30 protein-coding genes are annotated in these 25,574 nt (G+C 39.4%); 9 read left to right on the top strand and 21 right to left on the bottom strand.

Annotated elements, in window-relative coordinates; all coding sequences use genetic code 11:
• Complete coding sequence (locus tag CL181_RS04595; RefSeq protein ID WP_176505060.1) at nucleotides 1-909, bottom strand: TRC40/GET3/ArsA family transport-energizing ATPase; 909 nt, start codon at nucleotides 907-909, stop codon at nucleotides 1-3.
• 85 nt (nucleotides 910-994) lie between these two features.
• Between CL181_RS04595 and CL181_RS04590 the strand changes: the two genes are divergently transcribed.
• The gene (locus CL181_RS04590) at nucleotides 995-1,630 is read left to right on the top strand and encodes a helix-turn-helix domain-containing protein (protein ID WP_097298066.1); all 636 of its coding nucleotides are present in this window, start codon (nucleotides 995-997) and stop codon (nucleotides 1,628-1,630) included.
• 16 nt (nucleotides 1,631-1,646) lie between these two features.
• Here the strand turns inward: CL181_RS04590 and CL181_RS04585 are convergent, their stop codons facing one another.
• The 9 genes from CL181_RS04585 to CL181_RS04545 are packed head-to-tail and all read right to left on the bottom strand — an operon-like array spanning nucleotide 1,647 to nucleotide 10,539.
• Complete coding sequence (locus CL181_RS04585; RefSeq protein ID WP_097298065.1) at nucleotides 1,647-2,849, bottom strand: prenyltransferase/squalene oxidase repeat-containing protein; 1,203 nt, start codon at nucleotides 2,847-2,849, stop codon at nucleotides 1,647-1,649.
• A 1-nt stretch (nucleotide 2,850) separates the two neighbouring features.
• Nucleotides 2,851-3,510 (bottom strand): MIP/aquaporin family protein, encoded by a 660-nt coding sequence (locus tag CL181_RS04580; protein ID WP_217993085.1) that lies wholly within the window; start codon nucleotides 3,508-3,510, stop codon nucleotides 2,851-2,853.
• Nucleotides 3,511-3,512: 2 nt separating this feature from the next.
• Nucleotides 3,513-4,616, bottom strand: a complete 1,104-nt coding sequence (locus CL181_RS04575) for a GTP-binding protein (protein ID WP_097298063.1) — start codon at nucleotides 4,614-4,616, stop codon at nucleotides 3,513-3,515.
• A gap of 41 nt (nucleotides 4,617-4,657) precedes the next feature.
• On the bottom strand, nucleotides 4,658-5,980 hold the full coding sequence (locus CL181_RS04570) for a threonine synthase (protein WP_097298062.1): 1,323 nt from the start codon (nucleotides 5,978-5,980) through the stop codon (nucleotides 4,658-4,660).
• A 3-nt stretch (nucleotides 5,981-5,983) separates the two neighbouring features.
• Complete coding sequence (locus tag CL181_RS04565; RefSeq protein WP_097298061.1) at nucleotides 5,984-6,274, bottom strand: MoaD/ThiS family protein; 291 nt, start codon at nucleotides 6,272-6,274, stop codon at nucleotides 5,984-5,986.
• Nucleotides 6,274-7,200, bottom strand: coding sequence for a prenyltransferase/squalene oxidase repeat-containing protein (locus CL181_RS04560; RefSeq protein ID WP_097298060.1), 927 nt, complete (start codon nucleotides 7,198-7,200; stop codon nucleotides 6,274-6,276). The genes CL181_RS04565 and CL181_RS04560 overlap by 1 nt, the downstream gene beginning before the upstream one ends.
• Nucleotides 7,197-8,423, bottom strand: a complete 1,227-nt coding sequence (locus CL181_RS04555; protein ID WP_097298059.1) for a DUF116 domain-containing protein — start codon at nucleotides 8,421-8,423, stop codon at nucleotides 7,197-7,199. The genes CL181_RS04560 and CL181_RS04555 overlap by 4 nt, the downstream gene beginning before the upstream one ends.
• A 15-nt stretch (nucleotides 8,424-8,438) precedes the next feature.
• Nucleotides 8,439-9,662, bottom strand: a complete 1,224-nt coding sequence (locus CL181_RS04550) for an NAD(P)/FAD-dependent oxidoreductase (RefSeq protein ID WP_141398789.1) — start codon at nucleotides 9,660-9,662, stop codon at nucleotides 8,439-8,441.
• A 13-nt stretch (nucleotides 9,663-9,675) separates the two neighbouring features.
• Nucleotides 9,676-10,539 (bottom strand): polyprenyl synthetase family protein, encoded by an 864-nt coding sequence (locus tag CL181_RS04545; RefSeq protein ID WP_255251417.1) that lies wholly within the window; start codon nucleotides 10,537-10,539, stop codon nucleotides 9,676-9,678.
• A 300-nt stretch (nucleotides 10,540-10,839) separates the two neighbouring features.
• On the opposite strand from CL181_RS04545, the gene CL181_RS04540 reads away from it, so the two are divergent.
• Nucleotides 10,840-11,658, top strand: coding sequence for a UbiA family prenyltransferase (locus CL181_RS04540; RefSeq protein WP_176505059.1), 819 nt, complete (start codon nucleotides 10,840-10,842; stop codon nucleotides 11,656-11,658).
• On the opposite strand, the gene CL181_RS04535 is transcribed toward CL181_RS04540, so the two are convergent.
• From CL181_RS04535 to CL181_RS04510, 6 genes are all read right to left on the bottom strand, one after another.
• Entirely contained in the window at nucleotides 11,639-12,433 is a 795-nt protein-coding gene (locus CL181_RS04535) for a winged helix-turn-helix domain-containing protein (RefSeq protein ID WP_097298056.1), read from the bottom strand. The two genes, CL181_RS04540 and CL181_RS04535, sit on opposite strands and share 20 nt — an antisense overlap.
• Before the next feature lie 141 nt (nucleotides 12,434-12,574).
• Nucleotides 12,575-12,970 (bottom strand): cupin domain-containing protein, encoded by a 396-nt coding sequence (locus CL181_RS04530; protein WP_097298055.1) that lies wholly within the window; start codon nucleotides 12,968-12,970, stop codon nucleotides 12,575-12,577.
• A gap of 47 nt (nucleotides 12,971-13,017) precedes the next feature.
• Nucleotides 13,018-13,542 (bottom strand): 3-isopropylmalate dehydratase small subunit, encoded by a 525-nt coding sequence (locus CL181_RS04525; protein WP_097298054.1) that lies wholly within the window; start codon nucleotides 13,540-13,542, stop codon nucleotides 13,018-13,020.
• 67 nt (nucleotides 13,543-13,609) lie between these two features.
• Complete coding sequence (locus CL181_RS04520; protein WP_097298053.1) at nucleotides 13,610-13,912, bottom strand: transcription factor S; 303 nt, start codon at nucleotides 13,910-13,912, stop codon at nucleotides 13,610-13,612.
• Entirely contained in the window at nucleotides 13,890-14,327 is a 438-nt protein-coding gene (locus tag CL181_RS04515) for an NUDIX hydrolase (RefSeq protein ID WP_097298089.1), read from the bottom strand. The genes CL181_RS04520 and CL181_RS04515 overlap by 23 nt, the downstream gene beginning before the upstream one ends.
• Nucleotides 14,328-14,356: 29 nt before the next feature.
• Entirely contained in the window at nucleotides 14,357-15,448 is a 1,092-nt protein-coding gene (locus CL181_RS04510; protein ID WP_097298052.1) for a GTP-binding protein, read from the bottom strand.
• A 62-nt stretch (nucleotides 15,449-15,510) separates the two neighbouring features.
• On the opposite strand from CL181_RS04510, the gene CL181_RS04505 reads away from it, so the two are divergent.
• Nucleotides 15,511-16,773, top strand: a complete 1,263-nt coding sequence (locus CL181_RS04505; RefSeq protein ID WP_176505058.1) for a M20 family metallopeptidase — start codon at nucleotides 15,511-15,513, stop codon at nucleotides 16,771-16,773.
• Nucleotides 16,774-16,790: 17 nt separating this feature from the next.
• Here CL181_RS04505 and CL181_RS04500 read toward each other — a convergent pair whose 3' ends face one another.
• Nucleotides 16,791-17,918 carry a tetratricopeptide repeat protein gene (locus CL181_RS04500; RefSeq protein ID WP_255251419.1) on the bottom strand — a complete coding sequence of 376 codons (1,128 nt, stop codon included), beginning with the start codon at nucleotides 17,916-17,918 and terminating at the stop codon, nucleotides 16,791-16,793.
• Nucleotides 17,919-18,088: 170 nt separating this feature from the next.
• A complete protein-coding gene (locus CL181_RS21050) occupies nucleotides 18,089-18,214 on the bottom strand; it encodes a hypothetical protein (protein ID WP_255251416.1) in 126 nt (41 codons plus the stop codon).
• 170 nt (nucleotides 18,215-18,384) lie between these two features.
• Between CL181_RS21050 and CL181_RS04495 the strand changes: the two genes are divergently transcribed.
• Nucleotides 18,385-19,548: a PAS domain S-box protein gene (locus tag CL181_RS04495; RefSeq protein WP_097298049.1), complete on the top strand. Its 1,164-nt coding sequence runs from the start codon at nucleotides 18,385-18,387 to the stop codon at nucleotides 19,546-19,548.
• A gap of 41 nt (nucleotides 19,549-19,589) precedes the next feature.
• Here CL181_RS04495 and CL181_RS04490 read toward each other — a convergent pair whose 3' ends face one another.
• Together CL181_RS04490 and CL181_RS04485 are read right to left on the bottom strand one after the other, a co-directional pair.
• A complete protein-coding gene (locus tag CL181_RS04490) occupies nucleotides 19,590-20,198 on the bottom strand; it encodes a hypothetical protein (RefSeq protein WP_097298048.1) in 609 nt (202 codons plus the stop codon).
• Between the two features lie 25 nt (nucleotides 20,199-20,223).
• The gene (locus CL181_RS04485) at nucleotides 20,224-20,643 is read right to left on the bottom strand and encodes a hypothetical protein (RefSeq protein WP_097298047.1); all 420 of its coding nucleotides are present in this window, start codon (nucleotides 20,641-20,643) and stop codon (nucleotides 20,224-20,226) included.
• 63 nt (nucleotides 20,644-20,706) lie between these two features.
• On the opposite strand from CL181_RS04485, the gene argB reads away from it, so the two are divergent.
• From argB to CL181_RS04470, 3 genes are read left to right on the top strand one after another with little or no spacing between them, the layout of a single operon-like run.
• Nucleotides 20,707-21,594 carry an acetylglutamate kinase gene (argB, locus tag CL181_RS04480; RefSeq protein ID WP_097298046.1) on the top strand — a complete coding sequence of 296 codons (888 nt, stop codon included), beginning with the start codon at nucleotides 20,707-20,709 and terminating at the stop codon, nucleotides 21,592-21,594.
• 6 nt (nucleotides 21,595-21,600) lie between these two features.
• Nucleotides 21,601-21,954 carry a hypothetical protein gene (locus CL181_RS04475; RefSeq protein ID WP_097298045.1) on the top strand — a complete coding sequence of 118 codons (354 nt, stop codon included), beginning with the start codon at nucleotides 21,601-21,603 and terminating at the stop codon, nucleotides 21,952-21,954.
• A gap of 11 nt (nucleotides 21,955-21,965) precedes the next feature.
• Complete coding sequence (locus tag CL181_RS04470; RefSeq protein ID WP_097298044.1) at nucleotides 21,966-23,732, top strand: ribosome biogenesis/translation initiation ATPase RLI; 1,767 nt, start codon at nucleotides 21,966-21,968, stop codon at nucleotides 23,730-23,732.
• Between the two features lie 35 nt (nucleotides 23,733-23,767).
• Here the strand turns inward: CL181_RS04470 and CL181_RS04465 are convergent, their stop codons facing one another.
• On the bottom strand, nucleotides 23,768-24,367 hold the full coding sequence (locus CL181_RS04465; RefSeq protein ID WP_097298043.1) for a hypothetical protein: 600 nt from the start codon (nucleotides 24,365-24,367) through the stop codon (nucleotides 23,768-23,770).
• Between the two features lie 241 nt (nucleotides 24,368-24,608).
• Between CL181_RS04465 and CL181_RS04460 the strand changes: the two genes are divergently transcribed.
• Together CL181_RS04460 and CL181_RS04455 are read left to right on the top strand one after the other, a co-directional pair.
• Nucleotides 24,609-24,836, top strand: a complete 228-nt coding sequence (locus CL181_RS04460) for a type II toxin-antitoxin system HicB family antitoxin (protein WP_097298042.1) — start codon at nucleotides 24,609-24,611, stop codon at nucleotides 24,834-24,836.
• 171 nt (nucleotides 24,837-25,007) lie between these two features.
• On the top strand, nucleotides 25,008-25,358 hold the full coding sequence (locus CL181_RS04455; protein ID WP_097298041.1) for a hypothetical protein: 351 nt from the start codon (nucleotides 25,008-25,010) through the stop codon (nucleotides 25,356-25,358).
• Nucleotides 25,359-25,574: the final 216 nt, after the last annotated feature.

Here is a 25,574-nt window from a genome sequence, read left to right as displayed (position 1 = left end):
TCACCCATACAGAATTTTTCCAATTTTTCTCATATTTTCTATTCCCGTAATATCGGTTTCAAAGAGAGGCACTTCTTTTTTGTATAAATCTTTAAATCTTTTACCTATGATATCCAGGTATCTGTCCTGCGTTGATCTTCGTTTTTCTAAAAACCAATTTCCTTTTAGCACCTCGGTGGGGATTATTTCGTTTATTATTAAAGCCGGAACATTTATTTTTAACTGGCTCAAATTCTCGATCGCTCTTGCAGTTTCTTCAATGGGGAGGTTTTCAGCCAGCAATACTAATGTAAATAAAGTTGTTTTTGTATCTGCCAGTATTTTTATTGCATTTTCATATCTTTTTTGTTCTATGTTTAAATTATCCAGTGTATCTCCCCCCACTTTGATATTCAATAATTTGCCCAGCACCAATCTATTTTGAAGCTGCCTGGAAATATAATTCGCCCAATCAAAAGGCATTGACAGCTCCCTTAGTGTATGACCTGTTGGAGCGGTATCAAATACTATAATATCATGTTCGTCTGAATTCAGATAGCTTACAAATTGATCAAAAGCTGCCATCTCTTCTGCGCAGGGTGTGCTCATTACTTCCTTTCCAAACATGCCTGTGAGCTCGTCTACCATGTGATTCAACCTTGCCTGGAAAACACCGGATGCTTTCTTGGGATTTATATTGAGTCCACAGAGATTCTTGACCTCTTTTATCCTTGTTACTTCAGTTTCCCCGATCTGTTGTTCAAAGATCGCCGATAGACTCACTGTAGGGTCTGTAGCCACGACCAACGTATCGTAACCCTGATCCGCCAGCCAGACCGCGGTCGATGATGCCATTGTTGTCTTTCCTACGCCGCCTTTTCCACCAAAGAAAAGGAACTTCTTGTTATTGATCAAATCTTGCATTGTCATGATACTGCTATCAAGCAGCAAAGAAAGATAGGTTTTTACCCATACATGTAGGAGTATATATAAGACCGGTTGACAAACTAAGATTATGAGAAAAATGACCGTGAGTGTGTCCGGGAGTATATTCCAATGCTGTGTTCCTTTAACCAGCATGATCGATCGCCTTGAAGTTCTTTCGATCTTCAACTTTACGCCTACCACTCACACAGAGGTCTGTAATATTACGCTCAAAGATGGAATGAGTATAGAAAGTATAAAGAGCGATTATATCACCGATTTGATCATAATAGGGAATGAAGACAAAAAATATACATGCCTGACAAAAGGAAATTTCTCTGATGAGATCTCCAGGTTTTTAGGACAATTTGATCTTAAACTGGAATATCCGATTATTTTTGATGGGACTATATGTCAATTTGGGATTATAGGCTCATCTGAAGAATTGAATAATATACTTAAAATCGCCAAAGAATTTGGGTGGGGATTTGAAATATTATCGGTACAAAAATATGATCCGCTGGACTTAAATGCCTTCAGCAAACTTACTAAGAAGCAAAAAGAAATATTGCTGCACGCATACGATAACGGTTACTTTGATCATCCCAGGAAAATTAATGCGGACCAGCTTGCCAGAAAGATTGGAATTCATAAGACAACTCTTCTTGAACACCTGCATAAGGCTGAGAATCAGGTTATCCGGAATTTAATTGGAAAAAAAAGTTAAACAAATATAAGATATTTCAGTTATTCAATAATGTTCTCATCGTTTTTTGCCATTTTCTATTATGCAGTTCATTATATTTGCTTAATGCTTCTAACGAGAAAGCTGTAGTAAACTCTTCTGAACCATAATAAAATGTTAATGACTGGACGCCAATCTCCGGCCAGCTCCCATCACTTCTCTGGGTATCCAATATATGTGTTATAGCCCTATCTAATGCTTTACCTTTATATCCTGAATTCATTAGTGAAATAGCAGCCATACTTGTGTTTATTTCATCCCCCCAGCTTCCATCCGGTTTTTGAGTACTCAAAAGATAGTTTTTTATTACTGGCATTGAAGGTTTTAAGTCCTCTGCCTGCCCATCCGCATATGCCCTTGAGAACGTATAAAGCTGGATATATGGAATGTGGTAATACATTGTGGCTTCGGTGAAGGAATTATTTTGTATATAACTATTCAGATAGTCGCTTACTTCTGGCGCCTGCTCACCTGCAAGAGAGAGAGCATACAGCATATTTGCATTAACTACAGGATCTACATCATTGTTTTTATATAACAAATAAAAAGGGTCTGATTCATTCATCCATTTCTCTTCGTTCATCCATGTATAAAATAAACCTTCTTGATTTTTGTAGTTAAGTGCATACTCTAAGCCGCTTTCTTCAACAGGTATTCCGGTTTCTTTTAAGGAGGCAAAAACTACTGATGCATCATCCAGATCAGGCGGCATACTGGAATATTTTCCATAGAATCTCCAGACACCCGGTTCTTCTTTATTAGCCAGTATATATACTACCGTTTTATTTCTCATTTCATTGACTTCTGGATCGGATTCTACAAAGCTGAGCGAATGAAGAACAATTGCCGAGCTAAAAACCTGTGGTAAATATATTTTGTCAGCCATATCAGGGCTCAATGAAACGTATGTTGGAAACTCGCCTGATGGTAATTGACCTTCTTTTAAAAAGGATACAGCTTTCTCTATTGCTGTATCCACGTCTCCAGATAAACAATAGTTGCCGCTGTGCCATTTCTCTGCCTTCTCTGCCATCTTGTCGTGCAGCAATTGCATGCCCGATGACGCCTGCGAAGCAGGGGTTTCTGGCATCCCGGCAGCCATAGATGCAGAAAATCCCAGTAGAAGGATCAACATTGCCCAGCAGTTTACTGATTTTCTAAATACTGTTCGTTTATTATTTGTTATTTTCTCTTTTGGCATTTTAACCACCTGCAATTTTTTTTTCAGTTCGAATATACTCATAAATCACGACAGCGATTAGAGAACCTATGACCGGGGCTATCAAATATATCCATTGATTATCGAATATTCCACCAATTATCGCTGGTCCTAAAGATCTGGCCGGATTCATTGACGCACCGGAGATTGCACCCCCGAAAAGTGCATCAAGGGCTACGACTCCACCTATTGCAATACCTGATATTTCAGGTTTAACCCTAGAATCCGTAGCGACTGATATTATCACCAGCATCAGGAAAAAGGTCATTACAACTTCTAAAATAAACGACTGCATCCATGAACCTCTGGGCAGGGTAGCGCCAAGGTTCCCGATATTACCGAATATCATAAAAAGTAAAGCGCTTGCAAGAATTGCACCTCCAATTTGAGCAGCAATATAAGGAAGAACATGTTTTTTTTCAAATTTCCCGACTGAAGCAAACCCAATAGTCACAGCAGGATTAAAATGGGCTTTCGATATATGTCCCAGGGAATATATCATAACAGCTACTACTAATCCAAAAGACATGGCTATGCCAATTTGCCCGATTTTCCCGGTTAATGAATCGTCAATTATAGCTCCTGTTCCGGCAAACACAAGAGCAAATGTTCCGATAAATTCTGCCGCGATTTTCCTGAACATGGTCATCCCAGAATCCGATGATGTGGTTCGGGTTGCGGTGGACTGAAACTTTCTATTTTCAGTGTATTAAGTTCCGTATCATATTTTGAGGAAACTATTTCCAGCGAATCTAAAATAGATTGTTTCAGCTCTTTGTGACCTATTGCAACGCGAGCATTTATTGCCATTTCTCCTGATCCTGTTTTATCTGGAATTAAACCCGTGAAGCACACATCCTGACCAAATGAAACAAAGCTGGCTTTTGTAAAATTTTTCTTGTTTGAGAAATATATCTTAACATGACCTATATCCCCATTTTTTTGTTTTATATCTGTCGCTGCAGTTATCAGAATATCCCTGATGAATTCCTTGACTTTGAAATCCTGCTTGCTATCTACTTTCCATACCCCGTTTAACCATCCCATTTCTGCCTCAGCGCTGCCGTAAACTTTGTAGTCAACATGCGGATAATAATAACTTTTATACTCGTCATTCAATATTTTCCCGGCCAGCGCATCCATCCCTGTTCCGTTCGCAGCTGAGATTAACATTATTTCCGCTCTGCTGTTGAGTTTCTTTAATACTTCTTTTATCTGATCTATTTGATCAGGGGACACAAGATCTATTTTGTTGACTGCCAGAACCTCAGCTTCCTGTATCTGATGCGAGAATAGATATCCTGTGGATGTGTCGGGCGATACCAGATCCATCTCAGAAGACATATTTAGTATGCGCCGGGCATCCACAAGTACGATATGCGGCGCTATTTTAAAAGTATTTTTATAAAATTTTCTTATCGGCATATGCAGCGTTGCCGGGATATCCGTGCAGCTCCCGACTGGTTCTGCAAGAATTATGTCAGGATTGGTTTTTTTGAGAATATCCTCAGATGATGCCATAAAATCAGGGAACTTACAGCAGAAACATCCACCAAGAACTTCACCAACCTCAAAGCCGTAATCCTTGACTATTTTGGTATCCACCAGTTCTTCTCCCTGGTCATTCGTGATTATTGCTACACGCTTGCCGTAATCGGTTACCAGTTTTTTACCTATTTCTATTATAGTGCTGGTCTTACCTGCACCAAGGAAACCACCTACTATTCCAAGTTTTACTATTTTTTCCATTTTTATCTCTCCTTTTTATTTTTCTTATTTATTTTTATGTTTTATATTCTTAAAAGAGCGGGTGGCTCGGCAGCTTCCCCCGCTTTCTTAAATATTGCCGTTCGTACCATATTTTTCTTTTCAGTTTCTAAATATGATTGTAAATCTGCGATATTTGATGAAATCCTCGGTACCTGTAAAGCAGGAGATAACTGATAGTTATCTCTTTTTTTAATACCTGAAGCCGGCAGTACAACAACCGTGCTGTCAGCCGGGCTTATTTTGCCAGCCTCGCAAAGCCTGACCAGTCCGGCAACCGCCAATCCTCCGCTATAATCCGGTAATATTCCTTCTTTCTTTGCGATCAATTCCGCATATTCTATTCCTTCTTTATCCTCAACTGCAATACCATACCCACCGTATTTAATTGCCCTGAGGGCATAAAGACCATCGGCCGGATCACCAACCCGAAGATTTTCGCACAGGGTCACAGGATTCCTTAATGGGGTTGGTATTTCTTTTTTATGGATCAAAGCATCCACAATTGGAGCACAACCGCTGGATTGAACTATAAAAAATTCAGGTAAGTCTTCTATCAGTCCTGATTCGTACAGTTCCTTAAAACCTAAATACATATTATAAGTGAGAGAGCCGGAGCCTTCCGGTATCACAATGTTATCTGGTGATATCCATCCAAGTTGCTCTGCTATCTCATAGCTCAAAGTCTTATAACCGGAATTGAAATAACTGCGCAAATCCAGGTCAACAATCGGCAAACTTAATTCTGGTATTTCAGCGATCCTTGTTACCAGCGTACATGTAGCCGGATCATTCCCATGGCATTGGCAGTCTATATCTCCTTCTTGTTTATAAACTTTCAATACTTGCGCTCCATACGATAATAAAGGAGATATTATTTCAGGATGTGTATTATCCGGAACAAAGATATAAGATTTTAGTCCGGTTCTTGCTGCATGCGCTGCTACGGAATCCGCAATATAATGTGTCGAAGCGCATCCTATTGCAGTACTATTAAATTCAATCGCTTTATTTATGGAGATACTTACGGAACGGTCTTCATAAGATTGCGTTGGATTAGTACCTTCGAATTTTAAATGAAGATTTTTTATGCCTGTGACCTCTCCAAGTGTATTACTTCTGAGCAAAGGAGTCCATCCATCGTTTAGATCCATAGCTCTTTTATCATTGACCGGCAGGAACTCCAGATACCGCCACATGCTTGGATAACGGCTCTCTATCTTGCTTTTGATGCTCCTATCAATGTCTTCTATGCATGTATCAACAGGGCCATAACACTCACTACAGGATGTTATCATAGCCTCAGGATACAAAGTTCCACAATCCCTGCATTTTAATATTCCCATTTTTTAACCTCCCTGGAATGAAACCAAAAATAATATTTTGTCTCCATCCATTAACCTGGTCTTGTATTCTCTGATAAGTCGAATATCCATTCCATTCACATAACATCTGACATGCCTGTTGAGGACTGAATCTTCTGAAGACAATAGCCTCTTTTTTAAGTTATCATACTTATTACAAACTTCAACAATCAGTTCACCGATATTTTTTGCATCCGTGCTAATTTTAATTTCCTTATGACCTGTCTCAGAGGAAATTATTCCAAAAAATCTAACATATATTTCTCTAATTTTCATCACCTCTCTCTTGAAAGAAGAATCATGGTATAGATAGCATAATATGTATATTCAATATCCGGAGAGCCCATATTGCCAAATCCACCCCAGGGAGTCTTGAAATTGAGAATACTATCTGTAACTTTGTTTGCAGAAATTGTATTTAAAGATTCCAGCAGTGTGAGAGAATTAACCGCACAAAAAAATGACGCCAGGTCAGTTACTTTAGATCTTAAATGATTTTTGAAACCTGCGTTTGACTGGCAATTTAATACAAAATCTTTAACTTGTTTTTCATCAATACGATTTAAATAATCCAGTAAATATAATGTAAACAATGCCGATGCCGTCTCAACAAGATTTGGTTGCAAAGATTTATACGATGCTTTAAAACCTCCTTCCGGTGTTTTCAGGTTGATCAAAAATTCAGAGGTTTTATTGAGAAATTCTTTATCCAGTAAATCAGACTTATCTAGCAGGTTCAAAGAGAAAATCCCATAAAATGTCGAGTATGCAGTGGGTTGGCTTGATTTTCCATCTTTCAGGAAACCTCCCTCTGCGGATTGTAAAGACAGGATAAATTCACTGATTTTTTCTCTATCAAGTTCATCGAAGTTACCAGTTGCTATGGATGTTCCGATTCCGCAGAAAGTATGAATCATATCAGGATATGCGTCCTTTCTATATCCAAAACCACCATTTTTATTATAACATGAAAATAAAAAATCTTTAAGGCCACTATGATCTAACATTTTTTCTTTTTCAATCATTTTGAATGTTTCAATTGCAAAGAATGAATAATATAGGTCCGAAGTAGTTTCGCCCAACCTTCCTACAAATCCACCATCTTTTTGCTGGAGTTTGCTAAATAAGTTTCCTGTGCCATCCAATTCCTCCTGAAGCTCCGGTGATAGTTCTTTAACCGTAGCTATGCATAAGCTATTCATGATATCACCTTATTCAGTCTGATCCGCTTGATTACGGTATCTATCTCAATATCCGTATTTTTACATCCTCCTTTTAGCAGAGGTAAACCTCCGCTTGGTATTTTCAAAGAATCTACAATTGGAATGGCTTTCATCAACGAATCCAGGCATGCAACAGCGAAAAATGCATTGGCTTTTCGTTCTTTGAGCATTCTTAACACTACGGTTGCTCCCTCTGAGATATAGATGGTATAACCCAACTCCCTGGCAACCTTAATAATAGGATTAATCTTACAATTCTCACTTCCGCAATCCTCGCAGATAAGCTGTAAACCGGTTTCCAGTGGTTCATAGTGATTCCGGCATTTTTCAGAGTCGCGAAGGCAATGAGGTACTATTAAAACTCTTTTATTATAAGGAATTTTACTGAAGTCTTCACTCAAAATCTGGGTCTTTAACTCCGCTATAGTGAAATCAAGATACTTTGAAGGCAGGCCCAGGTGGTTTAGTATTTTTGCTCCGGTTGCATCTATGCAATCAATGCTCTCTTTATTGGTGTAAATAAGTTCACGTATTTTTTGCCTGTCATCCAGATCAGGTATGTTTGATACTTTCCTGGCTCTGCCAGGATATTCAAAATCCTTTACTGTAAATACTGCTGCTTCTGAAGAACCCTCTCCTTCTCCACCAGAAACCCATTTTTCCGTAGATTTTGCAAAGATTATAGCTTCTTCCGGGCAATCTCTTGCACATGCAGGACAGTTATCTTTGCAATTATATGGGTTTGCAACTTTTACTCCACCCTGATCCTCCTGGATATCAAAAACACCAAAAATGCAGAAGTCAAAGCAGCTGCCGCATCCAGTACATCTGTCATAATCAATTACTGGAAACCATTCATGAATTTCTTCGGTATTTTCCCCATTTTTTGAAGGCAATATATTTTTCATCTCAGTAATAACTTCACTCAGACCCAGATCCCTCATGTTAACATGGACCAGCTCTCCCTCACATGACTTAAAAAGCCATTTTTGCGATCTCTGGTAACAAGCGAGTGTTACAATCTTGTCATTTTTTAGTAAAGAATTCAAAAAAGGTAAGCCAAGTGTTGGGCTGCATAGATAAGGATGCTCACTTATGTATTTGACATCATGATTCTCCCTTATATATGTACTGAGCTTACCAAAGTCTGCCTGATTGAAAAACCCTCTTCCCCGACACTGACACATTACAATTCCTACCATAACTATCTATCCTTCCTACCTCGATATCATTTTCATTACGCCAAGCAGGCCCAGTTTGCGAATCAAGAGCCCTTTTTTCGACATCAGAGGATTATAAATCTGGCCGTACTCAACGCTGGAAAACATACTTTCCATTATTTTTTTTATCTCACCATTTTCCTCGGTCAATTCCAGCATGGCATCCATGATGCGGTCGTGAAATTGCGGTTTGTGACCAAACATCATTTTTGCCATTTTGGCAGAATATTTCAGGTCATTATCTATCAATTCAGAATAACAAAGTTCTGTATAGCGCCCCAGGCTTTTCTCGGAATATTCCCCTTCACTAATGATAGATGCTGCTAACTCTGCTGACTTCAATGCATAGTAAATACCTTCTCCTGTCAGGGAATTAATCAGGCCACCTGCTTCTCCTACGAGCACAAAATGATCCCCATGAAACCTATCCAGATAATTCTCTGCAATCCGGTGTCCAAACAAAGATCTACCATTTATCTTCATTTCTTCTGATCCTTTTAATTTTTGAGATATTATTGGATGATTTTGAATTATTTTAATGAATTTTTCTTTAATTCCTTTCGCTTTTGTTGTTTGTTCCATATAACCAATATTAACCCCTTCTTTTCTTGGAAAAATCCAGAAATAGCCATTGGTAGTAATATTCCCATCCCAGAAAATCTCAGGTTCATTAAATCTCTCTTCAACCAGACCTGGTGGCAGTTTTAACTCCTGAGAAATAGATGTATAATATTTTGGTGGAGCAACATTAATAAACTTATGAAGATAAGAAGAAGCTCCCCAGGCACCGACAAGAAGATTAGATTCAAATTCCTTTCCTCCCTCTAACTTTACTGTCACTTTGCCATTTATTTTAATAGAATCTACTTTGCTCTTTTCTAAGATCTCAACACCTTTTGCTTCTGCCCTGTCAATTAACCACGAATCAAATTTATTCCGATATACTACTATACCTTTTTTCCCAATTGATTCAGAACACGAAACTGAAAAGCTCTTGTTCTTTGTATAAAGTGTTTCTTTTGTAACCTTTCTCTCAGTAACTTCGTCGGGTGGCTCTCCGACCAATTTCAGGCATCGTGTGCACATTCCACCTCCGCAGGGTTTATACCTGTCCCTGCTCTGCTTATCGATAAGCAGAACATTAAGACCCTGTTCTGCCAATTTCAAAGCTGTAAAACTTCCCGCAGGACCAGCCCCTACCACAATTGTATCATATTTCATTTTTTTATCACCTCTAATATTTTTGCTCAACCATATAATCTGCAAAACCGATAAGTATCTTTTTCGCTTCAGAATCCGGCAGTATTTTCAATGCGGATTTACCAGCATCTATAAAACTGGAAGCCACGTTCAGGGCATGATCAATTGAGCCTGTTTCCTTCAATATTTTGATATCATCATATATCTGGAAACCAACACCTGCGAGACAGCCAAAGTCCCATAATGCCTGCGCTTCTTCCCTGCTTGCATTTGATAATACAGCACCTATTTTTAATCCAGCCGCAAAAAGAACAGCGGTTTTTTTCTCCGCCATCTGTAAATATTCACTCTCTGTCACATCATTTCTTTTTTGAAAATCGATATCCATCCATTGCCCCTCACACAGATCCATATAGGTCCTGGATAGTATTTGCATACTTTCGATGATCTGTGATGGTCCGCTTTTTGCATATGAAAGAATTTCAAAAGCTTTTGAATACAGGGCATCCCCTGCGAGAATCCCATCAGATGCACCCCAAATTTTATTAACAGTGAGATATCCCTTCCGCATGTCGGCATTGTCCATGATGTCATTATGGATCAGACAGACATTATGAATCAATTCTATAGCCAGAGCAGCAGGGATTACATCTTCAGGTTCCCCCCCTACGGCTTCTGCTGCCACTAACAATGTTGAGGGACAGAACCTTTTTCTATCGGCATCCATAAGATGGTGCATAGCAAGATACATTTCATCCGGAGGAGTTATGGAAAGAAATCTTGGTATCGATTCATTCACCATTTTAACTCTCCGGTATAGAGCTTTTATTATTAAATCATCTTTTTTAAAATGTAAGTCAGAGATGCCTGGACACTGGTTTATGAGGGCTTCAATCATAAAATTACCTCATTTTGTCCATAACATCCTGCTCGTACTGCTAAAGTTAACACTGTTATCTGGATATCTAATAATAGCGTCTTTTCAATTTGCTCCACAACCAATCCAACTCCTTTTTTGTTTTTACTTGTAAAATGTGCTCCATTTACATGCACATAATTATGCAAGTAATACTCATCATTTTAGTTGAAGTATATATTAGTAATCTTATATTATATTATATCAATTCTATAACAATAGTTCATTCGTATAATGTTGCAAGACCGAACTAATATTTAACATATTATAATTATGATTGTGGTGGCATTAAGTGCAACAATCAATTTACTAACAGCTTCTCTAGTAGTAGCGATTTCAGGGGGTTTAAGGGTATATGTGGCTTTCCTGCTTTCAGGAAAAAATGTAAATATTTCCATACCCCTTGTTATGATTTTAATAGTCTATTCAACCTATACGCTGGATAGAACCATCAATTGCGCAGAGGATGAAATCAACCGCACCGAAGAGAGCAATGCAAACAAGTTTTTTCCTTATTTTTTATTATGTATCTGTCTTCTGTGCGCTATTTTGATTCTGATACAAAATCGGATTTTTCCGCTGATAGCTTTGTTCCCTATTATTATGGGATTCATGTATACTAAAGGATTTAAGATAGGGGATTTTTCAATTAAACTAAAAAAAGGCAGGGGAATTAAAAATTTTTTTGTTGCATTTACATGGGCTCTCACAATTATTTTCCTGATCTACCCTGCTGATAATTTGAGTTTGTTTTTGATATTTATTTTATTTTTCATAAAAAGTTTTATAAATACTGTAATATTCGATTTCAAAGATATAAAAGGAGATTCCCGGGCAGGTTTGAAAACAATTCCTGTATATTTTGGAGAATTAAAGGCAAAACTGTTACTCCATTTAATCCAGTCATCTTTTCATATAGTTTTGATCGTTCTTGCTATTTTTGGCCTGATCAAATTCGAACTGTTTATTCTATTTTATAGCTGGATCGGTGGAATAATATATATATTATTATATGCCAACTCCAAAAAAACAATCTTCAGAGGCATAGTAGTTCATGGAGAATGGGCACATATGCTTATATTCAGAAGTCTTGTAATTTAATTTTCCTTGAACGCTTTTCATAGTATCTGAAGAGGTCCATTCCCCATTCCAGAGCGGATTTTTCAGTACTTATGATATTCTTATAAAAGTCATACGTATTGTCCTTTAAGAAAAGTCTCATAGATAAAAAATTATCGGTTACTGTGAAGGCAATTTCAACATTATCATCACATATCTGTAACTGCATTATTTCATATTTTAGACTATTTTCCAGCTCCGGCATATGATTTTCTTTAAGCTTCTCCAGAACGTCTCTGGTTATTATAATTGAAATAGGTATGCCTTTATCTTTAAGCATTTTGATATGTTTGGGATAATCCGGGTGTAGTACAGGAGAGACTCCAAACATAAATTTTGAATTTAACAGATTTTTAACATACTCTTCATGTGGTTTGAACATTTCAGTCTGGGTACTCTTGAAAATCTTGAATTCTCCAAGTTCACATAATCGTATGCGGAACTCCCATGGGATTCCTTTGATGTTATGTGAATTCCAGAATTCCATGTCCTTTTCAAATGTATCCAGAGTTTTGACCAGTTGATCAAGCGAGTTATTCACTATTTCTCCAACGTCGGTCAGGACGTATTTCCTATCTTTCTGACAAATCAGATAATTCTTTTCCAGTTTTTTTATTTGAGGAATTATTTCAGGGGAAGTTACTTCAAAATGGTCTTTGATTTCATGTAATGTTTTTGGCTTTTTTTGTACAAATGAAAGAATTTCCCTCCTTTTTTCAGAAAATGCTATAAGGCTCAATAATCCGTTTGCTTTCATTTTTCCTCACCATTTTTCCACCTACTCAATTTTCTCTCAAGTTTATTGATACCAATAATAATCATGAAACTGCAATATTGAGATGATGAAGTTATTACTATATAATGGTTTTTTAGGGCTCAAAAATTCAGGACTTTATCATTAAAAAGTTCGTCTGCTATCTTTATTTTTCTTTGCATCCGGTAATGTTTCATCTTCTTTCTTCCAGGCAGGATCTACTATGCACAGGAAAATCAAATCATTTTTACCGATATTTTGAATGAATTGCAGGGAATTTGGCGGGATATAGATCGCATGACCCTGATGGACTCTTTGTTTTTTCCCATTGATGTGCATCAAACCTTCCCCCTCAAGAATGTAATATACTTCGGTAGTCTTTAATTTATGAGGTAAAGATGTCTGGCCTGGCTTTATGATAGCATGGGCAAGACTATAATTGATTGCGATTTCTGCCTTGTCAGGATGTAAAAGTTCGCGAAGGATTGAATTATCCCCGGCCCTGAATTCTTCACACTCGTTTAAATCCCTGATAAACATAACACGAATAACAATTTTTGATGAAATAAAGCTTTGCGGTTTTATTTTTACTCAATCATTTTCTGCGCATACCCGATAAGACCGCCCGCATCAACTATGCCGCGCACGAAATCAGGAAGCGGTGTTGCCTGGTATGTTTCATTTTTAGTCACATTGGTGATCAACCCTGATCCGAAATCAACCTCAATGTGGTCGCTCTCTTCGATCTTATCAGTGTCAGGGCACTCAAGAAGCGGTAACCCGATATTGATCGCATTCCTGAAAAATATTCGTGCAAATGATTTTGCGATAATACATTTGACCCTGGCGCCTTTTAGTGCAAGCGGCGCATGTTCCCGCGATGAGCCGCATCCGAAATTGAAACCTGCAACAATGATATCCCCGGCTTTAACACCCCGCGCAAATTCGGGACGCACGCCTTCAAAAGCATGTCTGGCAAGTTCATCCGGCTTATTGATAGTGAGGTATTTGCCTGGAATAACTGCATCTGTGTCAATATCGTCCCCGAATCTCCAGACATTTCCGGGAAGTTTCAGGTCTTTCTCAAGGTCAACTGTGAGTTTTTGCTTCATGAGGGGTTGAATTGGCCGGATTGGTAATAAGATTTATTCAGATTTTAACCATTTTAATCATATTGCCTTAATTATACTCCCGCCACGTCTTCCCGCATTTTGTGCATCTGAAGAACCTGACCTCGCTTTCATCAGCCGAACGGAGCTGTCTTAGCCACCAGTATGCAGTATCATTCCCGCAATCCTCGCACTTTGCCCGTATTGTGGGCATTCCCATTTCCCTTCCTTCAAGAACAGTAACTTCCCGTTCCTTTCTTTCTGTCGTTGAAACAAAACTTTCCTTGATATCCTTTTCAAACCCGCATTTCCTGCACTTAAAAACATTCTTGGCGGGCATCATCATACTTTTACACCTGGGACAAAATTCCATCAATATCACTCTTCGCGTTTTCTATTATCTTATTATGATCAAATGCCAGTTTGGGTATTTCATTAAATCCAAAGAGCCTTATATCTTTAGCATCCGAACCAGCTTTAAGCTTTCCGAAACCTCTTGCAAGATAACACACAGTTACAGTATGCCCCCTCGGATCGCGCGAAGGGTCAGAATATACACCAAGAAGCCTGACAAGTTCTATATCAAGTCCGGTTTCTTCTTTTGCTTCACGAACAGTTGCTGCTTCCACAGTTTCCCCGATCTCGACAAATCCACCCGGAAGTGCAAACTGATTCTCAAACGGCGGGTTCATGCGCTTAATGAGGACAAGTTTTCCTTCGTATATTATCAGCGCATCCGCAGTCAGAAATGGTGTTTTAGGAACAAATCTATTATTATCCGTATTCATTGCGGTTAAGTCCTTTTCAAGTGTCTGCTTCACCTTCTCATAACAAGCGTCAGGATATCATTGTCATCCATGATATGGTCAAGCCCTGCTCGCTGTCCTTCATGCTTTGCTGATGTACCCCATATCTGTGCATACCTGAATCGTTTCCTGAAATCACGGTGAAGCTTATCGCATACATCGCCGATCGTGGCGCCATATCTTATGATCATGGCTTCCTCCATATCAGCAGCCTTGCCCTGCGGCTTCATAAAGATCCTTATAAATCCGAGGTTTTCAAAAAGCTTGTCCTTAAGTTCCTCGATATGGACCTTCTTATCAGCTGAAACAAGAATTGCATCCGGGAATTTTTCTTTACATGCGCGCAGGGCATATTCGTCTGCAAGATCGATCTTATTTATGACTACTATCCCTGGCAGGTATTTCCTGTTGTCAAGTACAGCATCTATAAGCTGGTCGATAGTGATATTTTCGCGTATCAGAATATTTGCATTATGGATCCTGTATTCTCCGAGTATTGTTTTTATGGTATCTTCATCAAGGTCAAGATCAACTGTGGAACTGATATTCACGCCACCTCTTGCTTTTTTCTTTATTGTTATATCAGGAGGTCTTGAATTAACGCGTATCCCTGCTTCATACAATTCCTGTAAAAGAACATCATAATGCACAAGCTGGAAAACATCAAGCAATATCACTGCAAGGTCAGCGTTCCTTATTACGGCGATGACTTCCTTACCGCGCCCGCGTCCCGATGCTGCACCTCTTACAAGTCCGGGGACATCAAGTACCTGGATCGTTGCACCTTTATGTTCCATTGCCCCGGGCACTACGTCAAGAGTGGTAAATTCATAAGCTGCAACCGCAGATTCCGTTCCTGTAAGACTGTTAAGGAGCGTGCTTTTTCCTACTGAAGGGAATCCCACAAGCACAACTGATGCATCGCCTGATTTCTTGACTGAAAAACCCTCCCCGCCGGATTTTGAAGAAGCCCTTTTTTGCACTTCATCCCGCAGGCGTGCAACCTTGGATTTAAGACGGCCTATATGACCTTCGGTAGCTTTATTATATTTTGTTTTTGATATTTCTTCTTCGATCGCCCTTATTTCTTCTTCAATTGCCATCGGGTCTTATAGCTATAAACAAGGCAAAAAGGATTTGGGTAATAAAAACCTTTTCGATGCAAATGGCGACATTACCTGACTATCTTGAATCCGGAACAGAGGGGACCATAAAAACACTCGATGAACTTGTGCGCTTCAAGACCCATGTTCCGCCTGGTGAAAACTATGAAAAGGCCGTGGATTATGCATCACAAAAACTTAAGGAACTTGATTTTGAGGTTGAGAAGATATTCATGTCGCGCGAGTTATTCGAGAAGAAGAATCCAAGACTTACTCACCTTACAGGGGACAGGGTCAACCTTTGCGCAATAAAGAACGTGGGTGCAAAAAAGACCCTGCTGATAAACACTCATCTTGATGTAGTCCCGGCAAGTGAGAACTGGACTGTACCGCCATTTGAATGCACGGTAAAGGAGGGGCGTATCTTCGGGCGCGGCGTGGCAGATTCAAAAGGTGGGCCTGCTGCTCTTTTTACAGTACTTCGCGCAATGGAAGAACTTGATATTTCGCCAGAATATAATCTTAACATCGCCCTGACAACAGATGAAGAGATGGGGCCGTATTCCGGCCTGTGCTATCTTGCCGATCTTGGAAAGCTCAAAGCGGATTATTTCCTGAGTATGGACGGGGATAGCGATGATATTACAATAGCATCAAATGGGAATGTGGACTGGCAGATAGATGTATTCGGGAGATCATACCACAGCGGCAGCAGTTTCATGGGCATTAACGCAATAGAAAAGTCAGTACCTGTAATGAATGAATTAATGCTCCTTAAAGAGAAAGTGGAAAAGCGGCGTTCAAAAGTTCCGGGAAGTTTAGCGATATCAGAAAAAACAGGGATAAAAACTCTCATGCCTGTCCTGAATATCACTTTAATGAACGCTGGAGTGAAGCAGAACATTGTTCCTGATAAAAGCACTATGAAGGGTGACAGGCGCTTTATTCCTGAAGAAAAATTTGATGATGTATGCAAAGAATTCGATAGTGCCATGTCAAATGTTTTGCTAAAACATCCTGAAATAGACCTCAAATACAGCTGCGATGAGATATATGCGCCAATGCTCACTGATATGAACCATCCCTGGGTAAAGGAAGTCCAGGATATTGCGAGTGTTACCGCAGGAAGGCCGGTCAGTCTTGCAGGGGCGCAGGGAAGTCTTGATGTTGCATATGCTGTCAAAGTTACAGGATTGCCTGCCTGCTGTTTCGGGATTGGAAGAAGGATAGAGAGCAATGCACATGCGGATGATGAGAATATCAGGGTGGATGATCTTGTGATGTACACGAAGTTTTTGGGGAAATTGATCTGTGGATACGAATGAGAAGATAAGTTGCTAATTCAGGTCAGGTTTTTGATATTTTTCATAATACCAGCAATATTTTCAGCATCGTTGAGTTCTTCAAACAGCTTTAATGACTTCTGAAAGTATTCCAGCGCTTTCCCAGGTTTGCCCCAGTCCCGATACACAATCCCGATATTGTTAAGCCTGGTTGCTTTTCCTCTGATGTCCTTGAGTTCCTCATCTATCTCCAGCGCTTTTTGAAAGTATTCCAGCGCCTGCTCAGGCTTGCCCCAGTCCTGGTACACACCTGCGATGTTGTTAAGCCTTGTTGCTTTTCCTCTGATATCTTTCAGCTCCTGCGCTATCTCCAGTGCTTTTTGAAAGTATTCCAGTGCTCTTTCAAGCTTCTCCCATTGCTGGTACACAATTCCGATGTTGTTAAACCTTATTGCTTTTCCTCTGATATCCTTCAATTCCTCATCTATCTCCAGTGCTTTATGAAAGTATTCCAGCGCCTGCTCAGGCATGCCCCATTGCTGGTATACAATTCCAATGTTGTTAAGCCTGGTTGCTTTTCCTCTGATATCCTTGAGTTCCTCATCTATCTCCAGCGCTTTATGAAAGTATTCCAGTGCTTTCTCAGGCTTGTCCGAGTCCTGATACACACTTCCGATATTGATGAAATCTATCATTTTTCTTCTGATGTCCTTTCGTTCCTCGTCTATCTGTAGCGCTTTATAAAAGTATTCCAGTGCTTTCTCAGGCTTACCCCATTGCTGGTACACAATTCCGATGTTGTTAAGCCTGGTTGCTTTTCCTTTGATATCCTTCAGTTCCTCATTTATCTCCAGGGCTTTTTGAAAGTATTCGAGAGCCTGTTCAGGCATGTCCCAATCCTGGTACACACCTGCGATGTTGTTGAGCCTGGTTGCTTTTCCTCTGATGTCCTTCAATTTCTCATCTATCTCCAGGGCTTTTTGAAAGTATTCCAGTGCCTGCTGGAGCTTGCCCCATTGCTGGTATACACCACCGATGTTGTTGAGCCTTGCTGCTTTTCCTTTGATGTCTTTCAATTTCTCATCTATCTCCAGGGCTTTTTGAAAGTATTCCAGTGCAAGCTCATACTTCCCCCATTGCCGATACACCCCTGCGACGTTGTTAAATCCGGTTGCTTTTCCTCTAATATCTTTCAGTCCTTAACTATATAATTTAGTAGAATCTATCAAGAATTGAATTTCCATTATTTAAATTAATATATCGTTTAAGAGCAATAAAACTAATCTAAAATCTGCTAACTATCCGTTTTTTGATAAAAATCAAAATAATGGAAAATAAAGGAAACCCCTGTGTATTTTTATTCCTGATTTTCCATTTCTGCGCTTTGAAAGGCAATTTCATGTATTCCACTGAACTGGCTTCTCCTTTCAACCCTTGTATATTCAGATGCACGCCTTGCCAGGCCGCTCCAGAACAAATCCATATTATTCACCTCGGTCGGAAGATGGGCAGATCAATATATATTCACGACCCAAGAGCAGAGTGAAAGTATTCGATAATATCAGTATCTGATGGTTTTATCAACAAGCAGATAATAAATGATATTGTAAATGTTCAGAGAGAAGATTATAAAAGTCTCTTCAGGGAGGAATCATGAAAGATGAAAGCAAGACAAAAGAAAATATATTTACTGAAAAAATAATTAAACCGGAAGTGTTGTTCAAGAGTATATTCAATTTTTCTCCTGATGCCATTATCATCGTTAACAATGAAGGGATAATTTTACAGGCAAATGCGCAGGCAGAGAAAATATTCGGATATGCTGAAAATGAGCTCATCAATAGATCGGTTGATATCCTGATTCCGGAGCGCTTCAGGAAGCGTCATGATGAACACCTGAAAAATTTTATAGCAAAACCCCGTAGACGACTTATGGGAGTTGAACTTGGACTCTATGGTTTGAGGAAGGATGGAACAGAGTTCCCGGTTGACATAGCGCTCGGATATCTTGAAACAGAAAGCGGGATTATTGTTTTGAGTACAGTCCGCGATATAACAGAACACAAAAGAATGGAAGAAGCTCTTCGGGTAAGTGAGGCAAAATACAGGGGAATTTTTGAGAATGCTGCTGAAGGAATATTCCAGACAACAATTGATGGACGCATACTTTCAGCAAACAAGGCATGCGTGCGTATTCTGGGCTATGATTCTGCAGAAGAACTTATTGCAAGTGTCCCGGATGTCCGAAAGCTCTATGCAGAACCGGGAAGGCGCCTGCACCTTGTAAGGTCGATCCGGATGAATGGTGCGGTTTCTGACTTTGAAGCTATAATCAACCGCAAGGATGGACGCAAAATATGGGTTTCAATAAATGCACACGCACTGGAGGATTCAACTGGCAAGGTCACAGGTATTGAAGGGATGGTATTTGATATTACCAATCGCAAAAGGGCACAGAAGAATTTCCAGGTGCTTATAGATGGGGCTCCTGATGCCATCATCGCAGTTGACCGCAATTTCAACATACTTCTCATTAATACCCATACTGAGAAATTATTTGGCTATTCGCGTTTGGAATTGATCGGAAATTCCTATGAAATGCTATTGCCTGATCGTTTCAAGTATAAACATGCAAAATATTGTTCGGAGTATTTTGATAATCCTTCAACAAGAATAATGGCACTTCATATGAGTGCTTTTGCAAAGCGAAGGACGGGAAGTGAATTCCCTGTTGAGATCAACATGAGTCCGGTTGAAACTGATGAAGGTATAGTTATAGTAATTGATGTCCGTGATATCACTGAAAAGAAAAAATGATAGGTCCGGTGAATTGATATATCAAAAGTGTTTCTAAGGTTCTAAGGCACAGTTTGAACCGGCATCTCTGCTTCCGGAAACAACTTTTTGGTTTTCATAAATTCCCTTGCATTCTTGACAGCAGTTGCATATACGAACATCCATCCCTCATTGATAAAGATCGTTCCATCCCGGACCGTTTCTTTACTCAGTGTTTCAACACCGAATTCCATTAATAACTGGATGGTTGCAACGCACGCAGCGGAATATTCATCCATATCCTTTGATTCAGTCGTTATATCGTGGAGCAGCATTTTAAAAAGGCTCCTGAACTTATTAGAGGGTATATACTGTTTTTCGCCAACTTTGAAAAGGACATTAATTTCGATAAGCTCTGAAGTGAGTTTATTGACTTTTTCTTCATCCCATTGTTCTGTTGGAAAATCCGTATGTTCATATTCAGCCCAGATGTTCTTGAGATGTTCATCTATTATTTCCTTTTTTTCAACTCTCTTTAAAGCATATTCCGATGATTTTAATTCAGGTATGGTTGAAACATAAAGCCTGAAAAGATTCCTGAGTTTCTCCCCGTCTTCCCCTTCGACTACTCTCATTTTCTTGAGTATCTCATATTCAAGGTCATTCAGGGTCACTATCAAATCTTTTGGCATTTATTCCTCTAAATATAATCTACATTCATTCGATCAGCTCCGCAATAAAAATACACTCGGTGTCACCCTTAATGATACATTCTTCACCTTTTTTACAATAATACCTTGTATCGATGTGTTTTCTTGACAATCCTCCGAAGAATCCTCTTAAAATATCGCAATACCTGCATTTATTTCCCATAACAGGCAAACCTTTTACATGAAATATGACTTTTTTTTCCGATCGCTGGATCGAAATAGTAATACCTTCTTTTTCGAATTCCCTGCTAATGTCCTCTATTTTCAATGTTTTTATATTAAATGCCGCCTGCTCCCCAGCTTCGAACATCAGTACCGAATTAGCTGCTTCAGTCACAATATTATTGCATACTTCGACATATGATTCCAGAAATCTCCTGAACAAGTATTCACACCCTTTATTTCTATATTTACAGTCGAATTCCATTCATATTAAGCCTTTCTCTTGGGTTAAGAATAACTTTTAATATCCGTATCCCCATTTTAGCCTTTGATGCTCAAACGAGAAGATATCCTCATAGAAGCCCTCCCCTATATCCGCGAGTTCCACGACTCAATCATGCTAATTAAGATGGGTGGGCATGCTATTGTTGATCCTGTAATAATGGAAAAGATAATTCAGGATATTGTCCTCCTGAAATATGTAGGGATACACCCTGTAATAGTGCATGGCGGCGGACCTGAGATCACTGAAAAGATGGAACGCATGGGGAAAAAACCTGAATTTGTGGCCGGTTTAAGGGTAACAGATGATGAAACCCTGGAAATTGCAAGGATGGTACTTGTGGGAAATGTGAACAGCAAAATTGTCTCACTTATCAGCAGGCATGGAGGAAAAGGTGTGGGGCTCTCAGGCAGTGACGGAAGGCTTATGGTTGCAAAGAAGCTCGCTCTTCAGCGTGTGACCGTGGGCGGGGTGGAGAGGGATGTAGACCTGGGATGGGTTGGTGAAACAGAGGTCGTTAATCCTGAACTGGTTATGATACTTGCAGGAAAAGGATATATTCCTGTCATTTCACCTATTGCCATGGATGAAAAAGGAAATGACCTTAACGTGAATGCAGATACCGTTGCAGGAGATATTGCATCAGCAATTGGTGCGAAAAAACTTATTTCCCTCACGGATGTCCCGGGAATCCTGCGCGACCAGAAAGATCCGGGAACACGTATTTCAAGAATAGCATTTGACGATATTGAAACACTTATTGCTGATAACATCATAAGCGGTGGAATGATACCAAAGGTAAAGTCAAGCGCTGCTGCATTAAAAGGCGGAGTAAGGCAGGTACATATTATTGATGGTGCAAGTCCGCATTCCCTGCTCATTGAATTGTTCACAAATGAAGGGATTGGGACCATGATATACAGGAAAGAGTGAATTATTGTGACCGAAACAGAGAAAAAAGAGAAAAAAGCGAAAATAGAGCCAGCAGCCGGGATCATAGCCCCGGGTGAAGGAAAGCGATTATTGATAGAAGGAATTAAAAAGACAGTTGCACCAGCGTTCATAAGTGTGATTTTTGCAGTAATATTTTTATATCAATTTGGAAATGCATCTGGAATCCCATGGTTTTCCGTATTCTTACTTGTATTGCTTCTTTCTTATTACATCCAGAGATTGGGATATCCTTTAATCGGTGTCAGGGTGAAGGAATTTGAAACAAAAGACTGGCTGTATGTGGAATTATTCACGATAATATATTTCTGGGTTTTCTGGACATTATTATTGAATAATTGAGCTGGTGTTTTATGAGACTTGCTGTTTTAGACCGTGACAGGTGCCAGCCAAAGATGTGCGGGCTCCAGTGTATTAAGTTCTGCCCTGGAGTAAGGACGGGCGATGAGACAATAATTATTGGCGAGGATGAAAAACCCGTCATCTCGGAAGAGTTATGTTCAGGATGCGGGATATGTGTTAACCGATGCCCATTCGGTTCAATTATAATTATCGGGCTTCCGGAAAAACTGGAAGAAGCCACTCACAGGTATGGCAAGAACGGGTTTGCATTATACGGCCTGCCAGGACCGACGATCGGGAAAGTAACAGGCATCCTTGGACCTAACGGTATAGGAAAAAGTACTGCAATAAACATCCTTTCAGGGACCTTGAAGCCGAACCTGGGACGGGGAAAGATCAGCTGGGAAGAAATCCTGGAATATTATGCTGGTTCTGCACTTCACGATTATCTTGAAGGCGTTTCACAGGGAAAGGTCAAGACGTCACAAAAACCGCAGTATGTGGACATGATCCCCAGGAAATTCAAGGGAAAAGTATCCCAATTATTATCAAAAACAGATGAAAGAGGAGTTCTCAAGGAACTTATATCCAAACTTGATATTTCCGATATTGTAGACCGAAAGATCGATGAATTAAGCGGCGGTGAACTCCAGAGAGTTGCGCTTGCCGCCTGCGTGGCAAGAGAAGCGGATTTTTATTTCATTGATGAGATAAGCCCTTACCTTGATATTTACCAGAGGATAAAAGCAGCACAGATCATAAGGGAACTTGCAGCAAATAAAGCAGTAATGGTCGTGGAACATGACCTTGCTATCCTTGATCTGCTTGCCGATGTTGTCCATGTAGCATACGGGACACCAGGCGCTTTTGGTGTGATAACACATCCGAAGGGAGTGCGCATAGGGATAAATGAATATCTGAAAGGGTTCCTGCGTGAAGAAAATGTACGTATCAGGACCGAAGCAATAAAGTTCGATGTGCATGCGCCCCAGGCAACTAAAGAAGTAACATCCCTTATGAAATTCGAACAATTCACCAATAAATATGAAGGAGGATTTGAACTTACAGCAAGGGGCGGTGAGATAAGAAAAGGTGAAGTAACAGGGATCGTAGGGCCTAATGGAATAGGCAAATCCACATTCGTCAAGATCCTTGCAGGTGAGATCCAGCCAACAAGCGGGAAGTTGGATATGAATATTACCGTATCTTACAAACCCCAGTATATCAAAGCCGAAGACCCTATCCAGGTATCGGATTACCTGCACTCCCTCAGCAAACAGGTGGATTCAAGTTATTACCAGACCGAGATCGCAAGACCGCTTCAGCTTGAGCGGCTCATGAAACAGAAACTTGATGATCTAAGCGGGGGTGAACTCCAGAGAGTGGCAATAGCAGCATGCCTTTCCCGAAAGGCAGACCTGTATCTTCTTGATGAACCTTCGGCGCATCTTGATGTTGAGCAAAGGGTGCAGGCAACAAAAGTGATCAGGCGGTTTGCCGAGAATAATAAGGTTACTGCAATGGTTGTTGACCATGATATTTATATGATCGATATGTTAAGCGACAGGCTTCTTGTTTTTGAGGGTGAACCCATGAAAAGGGGTGAGGTTCACGGGCCTTTCGATATGCGAGAAGGCATGAACAGGTTCTTAAAAGGCATCGGGATCACTTTCAGGCGAGATGAAGAAACAAAGAGGCCGAGGGTGAATAAGTTGGATTCCCAGCTTGACAGGACGCAGAAGGCAGAAGGGGAGTATTATTATAGTGTGGAGAAATAGTTTAATACTCCCTAAAAAGAGGATAAGAAAAAAGATCAATAGAATTGATTTGGATCTTTTTTATCTGTTTGAATTACTTTATTTTCTGGTCTGGTTTTCTCATCCAAATTTACATCCAAAAGTCCAGAATCCCACTTATGTCCACAATAACAGCACCCATAAAATTCTTGTTTTGTAATCCAATTTTCAGTTCGAGTTTTTTCTTTTCCAATAGGTTTCTTTTTCCAGACATTTCCATTTGAATAAAGTGTTATCTCCATTGGCTGATATTTCCTCTCTCTTTTAAATTTTCTAATAATTTTATCATCGATCTTTTTTTTAGCTCTGATAAATTTTTTACAAGAAGGGCATTGTTCATTATAAATATATATTATCAAATACCCCAATACAATCAAAACTAACGTCAAAAATACGGTTAGATCTGAATTTTTCCAGAAACTTAAATTTAATATTAAATTAGAAATTATAATTAATTCAAAAAATATAGCGATACTTAGAGGATCATACTTTACTATAGGTTTTTCATCTTTGTCTTTTTTTATTAATTTAGGTAAAAATATAGCAGCTATAAATGATAATATCAAAACTATTATTTCTGCAATTATATTTTCAAGAATATTATCTAAAGTTATCATATTTTACTATTTATGTTTATTATTACATAAATATTTCGGCAGTGTACTAATCTATCTCCCGATACTGACAGTCAATTATTTTATCTGAGCTAAGACTGGAGAGCCCGCTTATCGCAGTTCGCCGCGTACAGATTCCAGCCGCATCCCTAATCAGACGGCGCGTGGCTGCTGAAAAAGTATATACTTAAGCTATGTAATATATCATAAACAACCAACACTGATTATATTACAGAGGTTTCAAATGCCTACACTAACAGCATATATCGAAAAAGACCCGGAAACTGGCTTGTATGTGGCTATTGCTCCGGGAATTCCTGGCGCCCATACTCAGGCAGAGACTCTGGATGAGCTTCAAGAGAACCTTAAAGAAGTACTGGAATTGTGCCTGGAAGAAATGGAGCCTGAGAACAAACAATATCTGCCTCATCATTTTTATCTTTTTATTTGGATAAAAAAAATCGATTCCTAAATTGACCTTTCGGTTAGTCATCTTCACCATAGGCTCTGATGACTTGTAATTCGAAGAAAAATCCTGGCGAAATAATTTCAGGACTCTACACACACCCACATTTAGCCGAGCCCATCCAATAAATCATAATTATAAACCCCATCCTCTTATGTTGAAAAAGTAACAGATTCTTTGATACAAGAAATAGTCAGAGAAGAAAGATACTCGCCAAGGAGTGAGAAAAAGCAGCCATGGTCAATAAAAACAAGAAGGCCATTCAGGGGTAAAATCGATAAGGTCCGGATAACTTTCAGAAAAAGCATAGAGTTGGCAGAAAAGGTGGCCAGTGAGTTAGGTTCACCTATTGAGATATCAAACAGAGGCAGACCGCCAGTATATGATAGGGTGAAACTGGCTGCGGCGTTACTGGTTAAAGGAATGAGATCATTCGCCGATCTTCCCACAGATTTAGAGAATATACAATATGATATGACAGTCTGTGGCAGCAAGGAATATCCATGTTCGTCGGAATTCCAAATTTAATGAACCATTGGATATTTTTGTAATAGATGGTTCAGCATTAACTGGAGAAATTTTGGTGGAACGTGAAGTGTTAACTAAAGTAAGACTTATGAGAGATTATTTTGAGTATCAGGCTACTATTAGAATTTTTACAAATACAATAAGATGTGTAAACTACCATTGAAATAAAATAGTTGATATCATTCCTTTTCTACCTGAAGGTTCAATACTACTTGC

Origin of the sequence: Candidatus Methanoperedens sp. BLZ2 (genome assembly GCF_002487355.1) — an archaeon.
Classification (GTDB): domain Archaea; phylum Halobacteriota; class Methanosarcinia; order Methanosarcinales; family Methanoperedenaceae; genus Methanoperedens.
The sequence above is the reverse complement of the archived record's forward strand: the minus strand, read 5'-3'. Positions and strand labels throughout refer to the sequence as shown.